Source organism: Pararobbsia alpina (assembly GCF_965118125.1).
GTDB lineage: Bacteria > Pseudomonadota > Gammaproteobacteria > Burkholderiales > Burkholderiaceae > Pararobbsia > Pararobbsia alpina_A.
On record NZ_OZ221288.1, the window covers coordinates 861264 to 876153 of the forward strand.

The 14890-nt window shown below is 62.0% G+C and carries 8 protein-coding genes; 7 read left to right on the forward strand and 1 reads right to left on the reverse strand.

The annotated features are described in order from the left end of the window. Positions 1-71 precede the first annotated feature (71 nt). The gene (locus ACMFWR_RS22180; protein ID WP_413196843.1) at positions 72-1283 is read left to right on the forward strand and encodes a metallophosphoesterase; all 1212 of its coding nucleotides are present in this window, start codon (positions 72-74) and stop codon (positions 1281-1283) included. Between the two features lie 273 nt (positions 1284-1556). After that, positions 1557-3746, forward strand: a complete 2190-nt coding sequence (locus ACMFWR_RS22185; RefSeq protein ID WP_413196844.1) for a glycogen debranching N-terminal domain-containing protein — start codon at positions 1557-1559, stop codon at positions 3744-3746. Positions 3747-3751: 5 nt separating this feature from the next. Here ACMFWR_RS22185 and ACMFWR_RS22190 read toward each other — a convergent pair whose 3' ends face one another. Then, positions 3752-5788: an ArnT family glycosyltransferase gene (locus ACMFWR_RS22190; RefSeq protein ID WP_413196845.1), complete on the reverse strand. Its 2037-nt coding sequence runs from the start codon at positions 5786-5788 to the stop codon at positions 3752-3754. Between the two features lie 365 nt (positions 5789-6153). Here ACMFWR_RS22190 and ACMFWR_RS22195 point away from each other — a divergent pair, with 365 nt between their 5' ends. The 5 genes from ACMFWR_RS22195 (at position 6154) to ACMFWR_RS22215 (ending at position 14587) form a co-directional block, all read left to right on the forward strand. Continuing rightward, the gene (locus ACMFWR_RS22195) at positions 6154-8895 is read left to right on the forward strand and encodes a fimbria/pilus outer membrane usher protein (RefSeq protein WP_413196846.1); all 2742 of its coding nucleotides are present in this window, start codon (positions 6154-6156) and stop codon (positions 8893-8895) included. Between the two features lie 239 nt (positions 8896-9134). Beyond that, positions 9135-9734 carry a fimbrial protein gene (locus tag ACMFWR_RS22200; protein ID WP_413196847.1) on the forward strand — a complete coding sequence of 200 codons (600 nt, stop codon included), beginning with the start codon at positions 9135-9137 and terminating at the stop codon, positions 9732-9734. Between the two features lie 301 nt (positions 9735-10035). Continuing rightward, the gene (locus ACMFWR_RS22205) at positions 10036-11097 is read left to right on the forward strand and encodes a molecular chaperone (protein WP_413196848.1); all 1062 of its coding nucleotides are present in this window, start codon (positions 10036-10038) and stop codon (positions 11095-11097) included. 268 nt (positions 11098-11365) lie between these two features. After that, positions 11366-12226, forward strand: coding sequence for a sterol desaturase family protein (locus tag ACMFWR_RS22210; RefSeq protein ID WP_413196849.1), 861 nt, complete (start codon positions 11366-11368; stop codon positions 12224-12226). Positions 12227-12706: 480 nt separating this feature from the next. Further along, positions 12707-14587, forward strand: coding sequence for an ABC transporter ATP-binding protein (locus ACMFWR_RS22215; protein WP_413196850.1), 1881 nt, complete (start codon positions 12707-12709; stop codon positions 14585-14587). Positions 14588-14890: the final 303 nt, after the last annotated feature.

Sequence of the window (14890 nt, forward strand, 5' to 3'; positions counted from 1 at the left end):
CTGAATCCCATTCGAACCGAATCCGGCCCCGGCAGTACAATCAAACGATTCTCAGCCAAAGCGTCTCGTTCATGCCCCTGTCATTCCTTGTCAGAGCCCTTGCGATTGGCCTGCTGCTGCACCTCTATGTCGGTGTCCGGATCGTCCCCACGCTTGCCCCCTGGTCCGTTGCGCAGATCGTCATGATCGTGTGGCTGGTTGCTTCGTACGTGCTGATCCCCCTTGGCATGCTCGCTCGCCGCGCCAAGCGCGATGATGCGTCGGCCATTGCATGGGTCGGCTTGCTGACGATGGGGTTGTTCTCTTCGCTGCTCGTGCTATGCCTGTTGCGCGACGTCGTGCTGGTGATCGCGCTGACGGTCGCGCTCGTCGCGCATACCGCCGTGCCGCTGCTCTGGCGCGACCTGTCGGGTGTCGCCGTGCCCGTGCTCGCCATCGTGTTTACCGTGGTGGGCTTCGTCAACGCGCGCCGGCGCGCGGCCATCAAGCATGTCGACGTGCCGATCGATAACCTGCCCGACGCGCTCGAAGGTTTCCGGATCGTGCAGATCTCCGACATCCACGTGGGGCCGACCATTCGCCAGAAGTACGTCGATGCCATCGTCGACGCAGTCAACAAGCTGCAGGCCGACGTCGTGGCTGTGACGGGTGATGTGGTCGACGGCGGCGTCGAGCAACTGTCGTCCCATACGCGCCCGCTCGGGCGACTGACCGCGGCACATGGCGTCTATCTCGTGACCGGCAACCACGAGTACTACTCGGGCGCGCACGCCTGGGTCGATGAATTCCGTCGCATCGGCCTGAATGTGCTGCTCAATGAGCACGTCGTGATTCATCACGGTGGCGTGCCGGTCGTGATTGCCGGTGTCACCGACTATTCAGGCGGTCATTTCGACCCGGCCCACGAAAGCGATCCTCAAGCCGCACTCGAAGGTGCACCTGCCGATGCCGCGGTACGGCTCCTGCTGGCGCACCAGCCGCGCAGCGCAAGCGCAGCGGCCAGCGCAGGCTACACGTTGCAGCTATCGGGCCATACCCATGGTGGCCAGTTCTTCCCGTGGAATTTCTTCGTGCGCGTTCAACAGCCTTTTACGGCCGGATTGAACAAGGTCCAGTCGCTGTGGGTCTACACGAGCCGTGGCACAGGTTACTGGGGACCGCCCAAGCGGCTGTTCGCGCCGTCTGAGATCACGTTGATCCGGCTGGTGCGCGGGGCGACGCGTCCGCTCGGAAAACAGAGTGACCATTCGGGCACTGACCCGGCAGTCCGGCGCGCGGCGTGATCGCTCGTGCGCCTGGCGCCGCTTCGGCGGCGCATGTAGGAGCTTTCACGCCCGAATAAGTCGAGAAGCCGGCTGGATCCGGCGCGGCATCATCGGAACGTGTGCGGCGCTCCGGGTCCGAAGCGGCACATCATCACGTCGCCGCCCCGACAGACCGCCGCACGACGGGCAATTCCGGAAATAGGGGTGGAATCGCGCCCTGCTCGTTTCATGAACCACTGGTAAGTTTGGCTACGCTTTCGTAAAGACTTTGGAACAGGAGGCAGCAACATCATGAAGCAGGTCGACGACCTCGAGACGATTGCCGATCCGGCACTCGCCGCTACCGAACGCACTGAACCTGCCATGTCGCAGACGTTTGCGCTCAAGCACGAAGACACGTTTATGGTGGCCGACGCCTATGGCGACGTCTACGGCAACAAGGATGGATTGTTCCGCGACGACACGCGCGTGCTGTCGCATTTCCGGCTGACATTCGGCCCGCGCGCGCCGTCGCTGCTGTCGGCTTCGATGGGCCGCGACAACGTCGTGTTCACGGCGCACATGACGAACCACCCGCTGCCCGAGCTCGGTGGCGCCGTGGCACCCGAGGGTGTGATTCACGTCGAGCGCAGCCGTTTCCTGTGGCGCACGCGACTGTTTGAACGTATCTCGTGCCACAACTTCGGCAATGCGGCGGTGACGATGCCGCTGACCGTGAGCTTCCGCGCGGACTTCTGTGACATGTTCGAGGTGCGTGGTTCGACTCGTGAGCGTCGTGGCGAACTGTCGGCGCCCGCAGTGCGCGATTCGAGCGTGCGCCTCGCCTACTGGGGTCTCGACGGCCTCGAACGCACGTCGACCGTGTCGTTCTCGGAGGCACCCGAGCGCCTGGGCCCGGATCGCGCAGACTATCTGGTCAAGCTTCCTTCGGGCGGAGCATTCACGCTTTATGTCGAAGTCGGTCCCGACTCGGCACAAGACGAAGCGCCCGATGCACGCCGCTACCGCCGCGCGCGAGCGCAGGCGCGCCTTGCAATGCGCGCGCATCGGCTTAACGGCGCATCGCTGCACAGCGCGACGCCGCTCTTCACGCAGTGGCTCGATCAGTCGCGCGCCGATCTGGCGCTGCTGACCAGCGATCTCGCAACGGGACCCTACCCGTATGCGGGCATTCCGTGGTTCTCGACGCCGTTTGGCCGCGACGGAATTGTGACTGCGCTGGAAACACTCTGGCTCGACCCGAGCATTGCGCGCGGCGTGCTGCGTTTTCTCGCAAGCCGTCAGGCCACCGCGACGTCCACGTTCCAGGACTCCGCGCCCGGCAAGATCATGCACGAGACCCGCAAGGGCGAAATGTGCGCGCTCAAGGAACTGCCGTTTGCGCTCTACTACGGTGGTGTCGACAGCACGCCGATGTTCGTTGTGCTTGCAGGCGCCTACGTCGCTCGTACCGGCGACACGAACCTGATCGACGAACTCTGGCCTGCGCTCGAACGCGCGATGGGCTGGATCGAAGGGGTCATCGACAAGAGCCCGAACAAGGTGCTCGACTACGCGCGCGGCGAAAAGACCGGCTTGTCGAATCAGGGCTGGAAGGACAGTGAAGACTCCGTGTTCCACGCGGACGGCTCGTTCCCCACAGGCCCGATCGCGCTGGTCGAGGTCCAGGGTTACGCTTATCGTGCCTTCCTGACGATGAGCGATCTCGCGGCGCGACGCGGCAACGAATGGCAGTCCGATGCCTGGGCGACGCGTGCGCGCGCGCTCGCCGAAGTCGTCGAATCGCGCTTCTGGATGGAAGACAAGGGCTTCTACGGCATCGCGCTCGACGGACAGGGCAAGCTCTGTGCGGTCGAAGCATCGAACGCAGGCCACCTGCTCTTCGCCGGACTTCCGACCCGCGAACGCGCGGCACGCGTTGTCGACCGGCTCGGTGAAAACTCGTTCCGCTCAGGATGGGGTATTCGAACCCTCGCCCAGACCCAGCCGCGTTTCAACCCCATGTCGTATCACAACGGTTCGGTGTGGCCGCACGACACCGCGCTCTGCGCGCTGGGCATGCGCCGCTACGGCGACCTGAACGGGCCACTCCAAATCCTCGAGGAAATGTTCGACGCGGCGTTCACGTTCGGCATGCGTCTGCCTGAACTGTTCTGCGGTTTCCCGCGTCGACCGGGACTGCCGCCCATCGGCTATCCGGTTGCGTGCCTGCCGCAGGCGTGGTCAGCCGGCTCGGCGTTGTTGCTCTTGCAGTCGTGCCTCGGGATCACGATCGACGGCTGGACGCAAAGCGTCACAATCGATCACCCGCGTCTGCCGGCCGGTGTCCAGAATCTGACCGTGCGTCGCCTTGCGTTCGGTCCGTATAAGGTCGATCTGACATTCGAGCGGTATGAAGGCGGGATCGCCACGCGCGTCGAGGGCACCGCCGAAGCGGTATCGCGCGTGCATGGCGACTGGATCCGGCGCGTGAGCGACTGATCTGGCTACTGTGAGTCCGTCGCGCGAGCGCTGCCGATCCTCTGATCGGCCCGTGTCGCGCGACGATAGACGCGAATCACCTGCTCGTCGTCTCCGGGGCGCGTGCCGCCCCAGAACGGCACCCAGTCGCCCGATGGCCGCTCCTGCACGCGTTCGGATTGCACGATCAGCCAGCGGCACGACGTCGCCTCGCCGAGCCCGATCGGCCGATGCTCGATACCCGTGAACAACTCGAGCATCGGCGCTTCGGACTCGCCGAGCGAATAGCTCGCCATGCAATCACGCGATGTCCAATACGGCGCGATGGCGCCGGCCAGATCTTCGAACGGGCTCCGGTAGCTCTTCGAATAGTCGACCCAGGGTAGTAGCAGCGTGAACACCAGACCCCATACCGCAGCGACACTCGCCGACCAGGTCAGCACGCCGCGCCACATGCCCGCGCGCGACGCGAGGCCCATCGATGTTCCCCACGCGACGGTGATTGCCACGGCGAGCACAAACACCGTAATCGGCGTCTGCAGCGCGTAGTCGAGCGGCAGCCAGCGCGCGAGGCCCTCGAGCCACCAATGGTTTTCCATCGATCCCGTCATCACGGCCCAGGCAGCCCATATCGCAGTCACGGCAGCTGCAAAAATCACACGGCAGACATAGTCCCATCCGATGTGAAAACGTCGCGGCAGGCATCGGATTGCGTCGCTTGCAAAGAGCGCAAGCACTGGCACGAAGGGCAGCACGTAGACCTGACGCGCCGTGGCCGAAACGCCGAGCACGGTCAGGCCGACCATTGCGAAGAGCAACGGCGCAGCAATCACGCCGTGCCGCAGTCGACGCCAGCCACCGCTGATGACGCCCAATACGGCAAGCGGCCCGACAGGAATCGCCGAACTGAGCAGTGTGCGCACGACGAAGAAATGCTTGTCGTTTTCCGCGCCGAGTTGGGCGACTGAGAATCCGAAGAAGCGGCCAATGTTGTTGTCCCAGAACCAGAGCTTGAACAGCTCGGGGGACCGCCCATATAGCGCCGCGGGCCAGATCGTCGCGAACGGCATGAACACGCCCAGCGCGATCAGCAAGGCATGCGCGTAGCGACGATCGCGGCATGCGGGTACGACGAACGGCAGAGCACATGCCGCCAGACCCACGACCAGCGGCACAAACACGCCCTTCGACATCATCGCGATGCCGGTGCCGAGGCCAAGCCATAGCGCCGCGCGCCCCGCTTCGCTGACCCACGGCCGTGTCGCCCGCGCAAGAGACTCCGTGGGCTGGCGATCGTCCGGCCGAGTGGACGGCTGTGTGAACGCGTGCGCCAAGGTCGGAGCGTGATCGAGCGACTGACCGGCCGACGGAATCGGCTCCGATGTCGCCAAAGCATCGGCGACACGTGTGTGTTCCAACGCGCGTACGAGAGCCATCAATCCGTAGAGCGCCATCGTGGCGCCCGTCAGCAGCGCGACGTCAGTCATCAGATCGTGCACGTGCTTGAGCACGACAAACGTCGACGCAAACAGCGCCAACGTTCCGAGCACGCGAGCATCATTGCGTCGCGCCGTGTCATGAAACAACCGCGCTGAGCGCGCCAGGAACAGCAGTGTCACGGCCGTGAAGCACGCACTCGCGAGGCGCGCCGCGTCGAACACCGCGAGCCATCGTCCGAATAAGCTTGCCAGCCCCGCCGCAACCCAATCGTAGAGCGGCGGCTTCTCCATGAATGGCTGTCCCGCATTGGTCGGGACAACCCAGTCGCCTGTGTGCAGCATGTGCGCGATGATGCCGAACGTATAGGTCTCGTCCTGCTTCCAGGGGTCGTGCCCAAGCACGCCGATCAACAGGTACGCGATCACGACGAGCACATAGCCAATCCGCACAAGTCGATCGACGAATTGCGCATCGGTGACCCACGGGCGCGTGTCCGCCGGCCGAGCGTGAGCTGCGGAGTCGGCCGATGAACCACCGAACTCATTTGACGACGGCATCGCACTGACCGCCCGACTGCGCGACAAGAGCCGGGCGACCCAGCCCGGTGAAGATTCCAACGACATGCCCTGCCCCCGATTGCCCGGCCTTTGATGTTGTCGCTTTTTGAAAAGCCGAGACGCGGCCGAAGCAGCGATCGATCGTCGACGATCCAATACGAACCCGCGCGGGATATTACAGCGTATTACTGTCCGCGCGATGTCATTTGTGCGAAAAGACACAGTGAAATTAAGGGTTTATCGCAACAAGCTTTCAAAAGCACCCACGTTTGTCGAATGAAACTTACAAATGGTAATAATGCCGATGTCGTAGCGTCGTCGCTTTCACCGGCCGCGCGGACCCTCGCGCCTCGCGCATGCCACGCATACGGATTCCAGGGATCGGCAGGCCTCCACGCACGGGAGGGAGATTCGGCGTTGCCGTAGCCGTCGTGGTCGGGCTTACGGCGTTCGGTACCGGGCAGGCGTACGCATCCGAATCCGGCTTTGCGCTCGACGCGCTGCCCTCGACGCACCGCTTGCGGACCGTCCCGCGCAATACCCTGGTGCAACTGACCGATATTTCGCGTGAGCCGATGCGTGTTGATCTGTACGTCAACGATCGCTACATCGGCAATGAACGCGTGACGTTCGACGACGCGCATGCGTCGAAAAGTCCGGATGGTCCGGATGAACGGGGACGATCAAAGCATGCCCTGACGCCTTGCCTGGATCCGCACGTTCTGATTCGCGCCGGCGTGGAGGCTGACCACCTCTCGCAGGTAGAACGGGTGTTGGCACATGCCCCTGCGCTATCGCCGTCGAGTGCACCTGTACGTGCACCTGCACTGGCATTGGCTTCTGCATCTGCATCTGCGCTTGTACCTCCGTCCCAGCCAGCATCTGAATCCGGGTCTGCAGTCGCACCCTTGCCTGTGCCGCGCGCCTGCGTGCCTCTCCTCGCCTTGTCGGCCGACGCGACATCGACACTGAACGCGAACGACCTCCGGCTGGATGTCTCGATCCCTCAGATCTGGATGCGCTCAGCCATCGATGGCGCCAATGACAAGGCACGATGGGACGCAGGGATTCCCTCTTTTTTTTCGACCTATGCCATCGACGTCGCGGCATCGCGCGCCGATGGAAGCGTTCGCAAAAGCGCAGCCCTTACGCTCGTGACTGGCATCAACACCGGGCTGTGGCATTGGCGGCAATACGGCCGGATCGTGTTCGACCCGGCACACCCCATGTACCCACGGCGCTACCGTGTCACGCGAACGTATGCCGATCGGCCCGTGCCGGGGTGGAACGCTGTCATGAAATTCGGCGAGGTTGAGACGTCAAGCCTCGTGCAGCCTCACGTGTCGATGGTCGGCGTCACGCTCCAGACCGATGAACGCATGCTCCCCGATGTCGCGCGCGGATATGCCCCCGCCGTGCGAGGGGTCGCATCATCGCGATCGACCGTGCGCGTCACGCAGCAAGGACATGTCGTGTTCGACACGGTTGTCCCGGCCGGCGCGTTCAACATCACCGAGTTACGGCCAGTCGGTAATCGTGGCGATCTTGACGTCGCCCTCATCACCAACGGCAGCGAAACCCGGCACGTACGCATACCCGCTGCTGCGATGCCGCGCATGATTCGGGAAAACGCGGTGCGCTTCGCACTGTCGACGGGATACGCAACCGGCTTGCGCACACATCCGTTGATCGCAGACGGATCGATGCGATACGGCGTGACGGACCGCATGACTGTGCAAGCCGGCGGCCAGCGAAGACCGGGACTCAGTGCTGCAAGCATCGGAGTCGCCGGCAACACCTACGCCGGGGCGTGGTCCGTCGACCTCGATGGCGCGTGGTCAGGCGCAGCGCAACGGCGTCGCGCGGGCCGCTTGCGATTGGGCATCGTGCCAACGCTGCGCTCCTCGACGTGGATCTGGAGCGCGAGCGCAAGCTGGCGTGCAGGACGTGGCGCACTGGATCTGACTGACCGGGTCGAACCGCTGGCCGATGACCACGACACGCCTTCGAACAACACGATCCCGACGCACGCCTCCACCGACTACCCGGCGCACAGCTCGACCCGCTACTCGCCTCACTACTCGCCTTCCTACTCGCCTCACTTCGCGCCCCACTACGCGACGCGCCCCATGACGCACTCAGGGACCGACTACGCAGCGCGACCGTCTCACTCCGCTCGCGCGCCCCACGAGGGCAACCTGAGCGTAACGGTGTCGCATCTTTGGAGATCGCACGTTGCGTCCTACGCGACCGCGGCACTGCAAGTCGCCGGCGGGACACCCTGTTCGCGATGCCGGGCTTTCGGCACAAGTCTCGAGTTGGGTCTGAGCACACGAACGGGATCCACCGCGTTCGTGTTGACGCTCGCCCACACGCGCCCGCCCGGATTCTCCGCGCCCGTCACGCGCCTGAGCGTCGATATGCGCGCCTCGATCGACGACGCAGCAAACGCGCCCCGATTGTCTTCTCGCATCGATACGGACGCGATGGGCACCGTGTCACAACGATGGGGGCTTTCGGGGTCGATTGATCCCGCCGATGCACTCCGCATGATGTCGACTCCGTTTTGGGCCTCCGGCGGATCGGCTGCGGAAGCAGAAGATGATGATCCGCCACTCGCCTATGCCGTGACCCTGGCCTGTCGTGAGCGCTCTGTCGATTTGAACTTCGTTCAAGCGCATACCCAGATTCAACGTACGTTCGAAGCCTGTGCGCACGATCCGTCTGTGGAACTCAGCCGCGGAGACCGGCTCGGCGACACACATCTCTCGATATCGGGTGCTCCCACTGTGTCGTTGCGACGCGATGGCAGCGTTGTCATGCATCGCAACGGCATCACGTGGGGGCCCGCGATCGGCACATCCGGCGCCGCGCTGCTCGACACGCGAGGCGTACCGGAGCTTCCTGTGGTCGGATCGAACGCGAAAACCGACGCGCACGGGTTCGCGGTGATTCCGTCCCTGCGCGCCTATCGCCCCAACACGATTGAAGTCGACGCGACACGAACGCCGCGCGGCGTAGCAATGCCCGCAACGACACGCGATGTCGTCCCGGTTCCGGGCGCCATCGTCCACGTGGAGATCGCGGCGACACGTCCCGCGCCCTGCGCGTCGTCGCAGACGCGCAGGGGTCTATCGATGCGTAAGCGGACGCGGGCCACCGGAGTGTGCTGAGGAAACCGACGCGCTGCTTGGCGTCATCGCCCGACGTCGTTTGGCTTCGTGTGGCGTCATTGCCTGACAACGACTTCGAAACCGCTGACAGGTAATGCAGGGCAATCCTGCGCAGTGGTCGCGACGCGCTCCGGTTCAATGGTCATGTCGGTATCGTGCGACGACCCGCCAAGCCACGCATCAGAGCGGCGTGTCGTCGCACCTGCATCCGGCATCTCCACAACACAAAAGGAACCCCCATGAAACAGCTGCTTCATCGGAATCGCCGTCTCGCCGCGTGTGCGTCCATAGCCGCCCTCGCCTTTCTCGGCGCGAGCGACACCTTCGCGGCCGACGGCCGCATCACGTTCGATGGCGAAGTATCCGATCAGACGTGCCAGATCAATGGCCTCGACAAGAACGCCGATCTGAATGTGAAACTGCCCAAAGTCAATACGAGCGCATTGAGCACCGATGGCGACACGGCCGGCCTCACCTCCTTCACGCTCAAGCTCACGGGATGCAAATCGACGACTGGCAGCGTCTACCCGCATTTTCTGTTTGGTGAGTCGATCAACCCGCAAACGAACCGGCTGAAGAACGAAAGCACCGGCGTGGGCAACGCGCGCAATGTGGAGATCGCCGTGCTCAACGAAGACCTGAGCCCGGTCGATCTCGCGAAGGATGCCGGCGAGCAGAACGTGCTCAAAGCCGAGCTTTCACCTGTTACGTCGGGCCAGCCGGCAACGACCACCGGCGAAGCCACGCTCAAGTTCTTTGCGCAGTACGTCGCGACCGGAGGCGCTGCTACCGCGGGGCGCGTGAACGCCAACGTGCTCTATGCGATGGTGTATCCGTGAGTGCGTTGGGGTCGCTTAATCGCTGAGATCGCTGAGATCGCCGGAACGCCGGATCGCCGCGTTGCTTGCTGCCTGGGTGCATAGCCCAGGCAGCCCGGTCACCGAGTGAACTCCGAGCGTTGTCCGATCAATCAGGCATAAGCGCCAGGTCGCCGGCATCACCGACGCCCTGGCTCGTCGTATCGCTCACAGGGTCGCCATGCTCATCCCGTTCCGCAAATTGCTCCGAATACGTCGCGCGTTGCCGATCTCAAGATCCACTACTGGCGTAATCGCCTTCGCCATCTTCATCGCAATCGGTATGAGTACGGTCACCCGCGTCGCCGAAGCCAACGTCGTGATATCGACCACACGTGCCATTGTTCCTGTGCCACCGGGCCACACGACGATCCGCCTGACCAACACCAGCACGGTGCCTTCGCTCGTACAAATCTGGGCGGATGCAGGCGACACGCAGTCGACACCGGAATCGACGGATGCGCCGTTTGAAGTTACACCGTCCCTCTTCGTTCTGGGCCCGCGCGAGAGTCAGGTCGTGCGCATCGACTACGACACGGATTCGACCGCGGTTTCGACGGCAGCTTCAGAGGCGCCTCCAGCCAAAAACCCCGCTGGGACTTCGGCCGGTGTCTCGGCTCATGACACAACGTCACCGCGCGAGTCGCTGTACTGGCTCAATGTGCTTGACGTGCCGTCGACGGAGCCAACGGATCCGTCGGATCCCGTAGATCTGACCGGGACGGTTGGATCTACCAACGCAGCACACACGGAGGATTCAGGACACGGAGGTGATACGACGGATGCACTGGACGCGAGCAAGGACCCAGGCAACAGCGCCGAAGACAATGCGCTCCGATTTGTCGTGCATACGCGGATCAAGCTCATCGCGCGCCCGCGGACGCTGAGCGGCAACGCGTTGCATGCGCCCGAGAAGCTGACCTGGCGAATGGACTCCCCCGCGACGCTCGTCGGTGTCAACGCGTCGCGCCACTACGTGACATGCGCACCGGTCTTCGCGATCGCGTCAGATAAACGTGAGCGGCAATTGGGCACCCACACCATCGCACCGGGAGAAAAGCTCGAAATCGCCCTGACGCCGCTGACGACGCAAGACACGGCTTCCGACGCGACTCCAAACGCGGACGCAGTCTCGGAGCCGAACGCAGAGGCGAAGGGGAACAAGGACCCGACGAGACTCGACCCTCGTCGCATCGACACGCCAGCAGTCACCCCGTGGTCGCAGATCGTCTGTCACGCCATCAACGACTATGGCTCGATCGACGTATTCCGTTCGAAGCTCGGCGCCGAAGGTAAAGAAGCGCGAGATGACGCAGACCATGAAGCCGGAGATGAACCGAACTAAACGCGAAGCACTCGCTCACGCCTGAGGTATTGAGCGATGTCGCGCCTGTCGACAAAGCCGCTCTCAAGCTTCACCTCGAATAAACGGGTCACGCACCTCAAACGATTCGTGCTTTTATGCGAGTGCACACACTAGAGCGCAAATTGACGCTCCCGGAACGTCTGCCGATAATCGGCGACACATCACAAATAGAACCAACGGTGCACTGGTGCCATCGCCGCCGCAAAAAAGCGCTGGTTTACCCGTGCACCTCGGAGACGTCAGCGCAATGGAGAAATGGATTCTGCTCGGAATGGGTCCCGTGTTTCTCGGCTTTATCGCCTGGGAGGCGTGGTACTGGAAAAGCCGGCGTCCCGATGTCTATAGCCTGAAAGACGTCGCATCCAACGCGGCCCTGGCGCTGATGCATCAGGCGAGCGACGCCGTGTCGTGGCTTGTCGTGATCGGTATTTACTGGGCGATCTATCAACACCGGCTTCTCAACATACCGACAACCTGGTGGACCATCGCTGCGCTCTTCGTGGCACAGGACTTCTTCTATTACTTCTTCCACCGCGCGAGTCACCGGATTCGCTGGATGTGGGCGTCGCACGTCACGCATCATTCCTCAGAGCGCCTGAATCTCTCGACCGCCTTCAGGCAAAGCCTGACCTATCCGATTTCCGGCATGTGGGTGTTCTGGTTACCGCTCGCGTGGATCGGCTTTGCACCGCCGCACATTGTCGCCGTCGTCGCACTCAATCTGGCGTTTCAATTTTTTGTGCACACCGAAGCAGTCGGCAAATTGGGCTGGCTCGAATACCTCTTCAATACCCCCTCGCATCATCGCGTCCATCATGCGCGCAACGCAAAGTACATCGACCGCAACTACGCAGGCGTGTTGATCATCTGGGACAAGATGTTCGGCAGCTTCGTCGAAGAAGACCCTGCCGTGCCGTGTGAATACGGCATCGTTTCGCAGATCCACTCGCATAACCCGCTCACCCTGACCTTCCACGAATGGGGTGCGATGTTCCGTGACGCGGCACGCGCGCAGTCGATCCGGTCACGCCTGGTGCAGCTGTTTGGCCCGCCCGGAAGCAAGACCACCGACAGCGCTGAAATCCAGTCTCCGTCATACATTAAATAGCAGAAATGACCGGGATTTATTCAAGCGCTTCCGTAGTTGCCGCAATAAACGTATGTCAGTGGCAGCATATCGAATCGAGTGCTAATTTCACATTCGGATTCTGTAATTACGATTGTCACGATTGAACAACGGGCATTCAGATTTCCCGTTGGCAAAAACAATCTTCGTCGATAGAATCGGTTCGTGGTTGATGCTCAACCACATCTCCATCCACCAACGTTCACAGGGAGGCGAACATGATGCAAACCGCACAAGCAGTGCACGCGATGCATTCGTCGGTCGTCGCCTTCCCGCATGTGAAGTCATCTCGACGCAATTCATTCGCGGGTTGATGTAACTCCCGCGCGGGGTCAGAACCCGGCGTCTTTCACACCAGACGGATTGCCTTTTCATTCGCCTTGAATGGCGAGGCGTCACTGTCTCTTTTCACTTCTTCACTGAAAACCTGACGCGTTTTTTAACGCGACGGTCACCCATCCCATGACGACTACTAAAACAGAATCAGGCGGGCAGGCTTTCAAGGATGTCTTAGGCTTCACTTTCCGGCACTGGGCCCGGCAACCCTGGCGCATCGTGCTCATCGTTGCGCTCGTCCTGTTGTCGTCGGTCGCCGACGTGCTGACGCCGCTCTATGCAGGGCGGCTCGTCGATGCGCTGTCGTCGTCCGTCGGTGTCGCTTCCAAGGCGACTTTGCATGACGCCATGGCCGCGTTCTGGAGCCTCACCGCGCTCGGCTTTGCGGGTACGCTGATGCGCCAGGGCGTGTTTTTCAATCTCATCTCGCTGACGATTCGCATGATGGGGCAGATCGCGACGGACGCGTTTCATCGCGTTCAGCGATTCTCGACCGATTGGCACGGCAACAGCTTTGCGGGATCGACCGTCCGCAAGATCACGCGCGGCATGTGGGCGCTCGATCTGCTCAACGACACGCTGCTTGTCGCCCTGCTGCCGTCGGTCGTGATGCTGGTCGGCGCCACCATCCTGCTCGGCATGCATTGGTCCGTGATGGGCCTCGTGGTCGGGCTTGGTTCGCTGATCTATGTCGCGGTCACGACCGGCATTTCGATCGGCATCGTTGCGCCGGCCGCACGCCTCGGGAACGCGTGGGATACCCGCATGGGCGGCGCGCTCGCTGATGCGATCAGCTGCAATTCGGTCGTCAAGTCGTTCGGCGCCGAGCAACGTGAAGAAGCGCGTCTTGCGCGCGTGATCTCGAAGTGGAGCAGCCGCACGCGCCGTACGTGGGAGCGCGGCACGCTCAACGGCGGCCTTCAAGGCACGATGCTCGTCATGATGCAGACAGCGATCCTCGGCGGCGCGATCGTGCTCTGGATCAACAAGCGCGCGACCGTCGGCGACATTACGTTCGCACTCACAATGTTCTTCGTGCTCAAAGGCTACTTGCGTGAGATCGGTATGCACGTGCGCAACCTGCAGCGCTCGGTCAACGATATGGAGGAACTGGTCGATCTCGAGGCACAGCCGCTGGGCATCGAAGACAAAACGGATGCGCCGAAGATTGCGATTCGCCGGGGCGATATTCGCCTCGACGATGTGACCTTCCGCTATCCGGGGCATTCGACGCCGCTTTATGACCGGTTCTCGCTGCGTATTGCGCCGGGTGAACGTGTGGGTTTTATCGGTCATTCGGGATCGGGCAAGACGACGTTGATCAAGCTGATCCAGCGTCTTTACGACGTAACGGATGGCCGTATCCTGATCGACGGGCAGAACATCGCCGATGTGCAACAGGCGTCGTTACGCAGTCAGATCGCGCTGGTCCAGCAGGAGCCGCTGCTCTTCCACCGTTCGCTTGGCGAGAACATTGCCTATGCGAAGCCGGGTGCCACGCGCTTTGAAATCGAGCGTGCTGCGCGACTGGCGAGTGCGCACGACTTCATCGAGTCGCTGCCGCAAGGTTACGACACGCTGGTCGGCGAACGTGGCGTGAAGCTCTCAGGTGGTGAGCGTCAACGCGTCGCGATCGCCCGCGCATTTCTCGCCGACGCACCGGTGCTGATTCTCGATGAAGCAACGTCGAGTCTCGATAGCGAAAGCGAAGTGTTGATTCAACAGGCGATGGAACGTCTGATGGTGGGTCGTACGACGCTCGTCATCGCGCACCGGTTGTCGACGGTTCGTTCTCTCGACCGTCTCGTTGTGCTCGATCGCGGTTCAATCGTGGAAGAAGGCACGCACGATGAGCTGATTCGCGCGGACGACGGGTTGTATCGGAGGTTGTTCGAGCGACAGGCGTTGGGCTTGCAGAGTGAGGTGGCTGCAGCGCCGGGCGCAGGTCTTGACCGTGAAGGCGAAGACGCGACCCAAGATGACGCAATTGAGTTTGCAGGTGAATAACATAGCCCCTTAAAACGGAAACCACTACCGAACTTCCATTCGATGAAAGATTAGAGGCGCAAAATACTTAATCCGCTAATCAACAGTCTAGCAATACCAAAGGGCTTGAGTTCTGTTCTGCGCAGGACCAGGCCCGTTTTTTATTCAAACGAACATTTCAAAAATCTTTTCGCTCAAGTGGCATGCGCTCCAAGGCAGCAGGAACTAATCACAGTCACGCAAAGAGATCATCAGCCAAAAAACAGCACTGTCATCGATATCTTGTTCCAGTTATTGCCATATACCGCAGAGGCGATATGCTAA

Excerpts from the sequence above, each read along its gene's own strand:
- ACMFWR_RS22185 (WP_413196844.1), top strand. The coding sequence starts at position 1,557 with ATGAAGCAGGTCGACGACCTCGAGACGATTGCCGATCCGGCACTCGCC.
- ACMFWR_RS22190 (WP_413196845.1), bottom strand. The coding sequence starts at position 5,788 with ATGTCGTTGGAATCTTCACCGGGCTGGGTCGCCCGGCTCTTGTCGCGC.
- ACMFWR_RS22200 (WP_413196847.1), top strand. The coding sequence starts at position 9,135 with ATGAAACAGCTGCTTCATCGGAATCGCCGTCTCGCCGCGTGTGCGTCC.
- ACMFWR_RS22215 (WP_413196850.1), top strand. The coding sequence starts at position 12,707 with ATGACGACTACTAAAACAGAATCAGGCGGGCAGGCTTTCAAGGATGTC.
- ACMFWR_RS22210 (WP_413196849.1), top strand. The coding sequence starts at position 11,366 with ATGGAGAAATGGATTCTGCTCGGAATGGGTCCCGTGTTTCTCGGCTTT.
- ACMFWR_RS22180 (WP_413196843.1), top strand. The coding sequence starts at position 72 with ATGCCCCTGTCATTCCTTGTCAGAGCCCTTGCGATTGGCCTGCTGCTG.
- ACMFWR_RS22205 (WP_413196848.1), top strand. The coding sequence starts at position 10,036 with ATGAGTACGGTCACCCGCGTCGCCGAAGCCAACGTCGTGATATCGACC.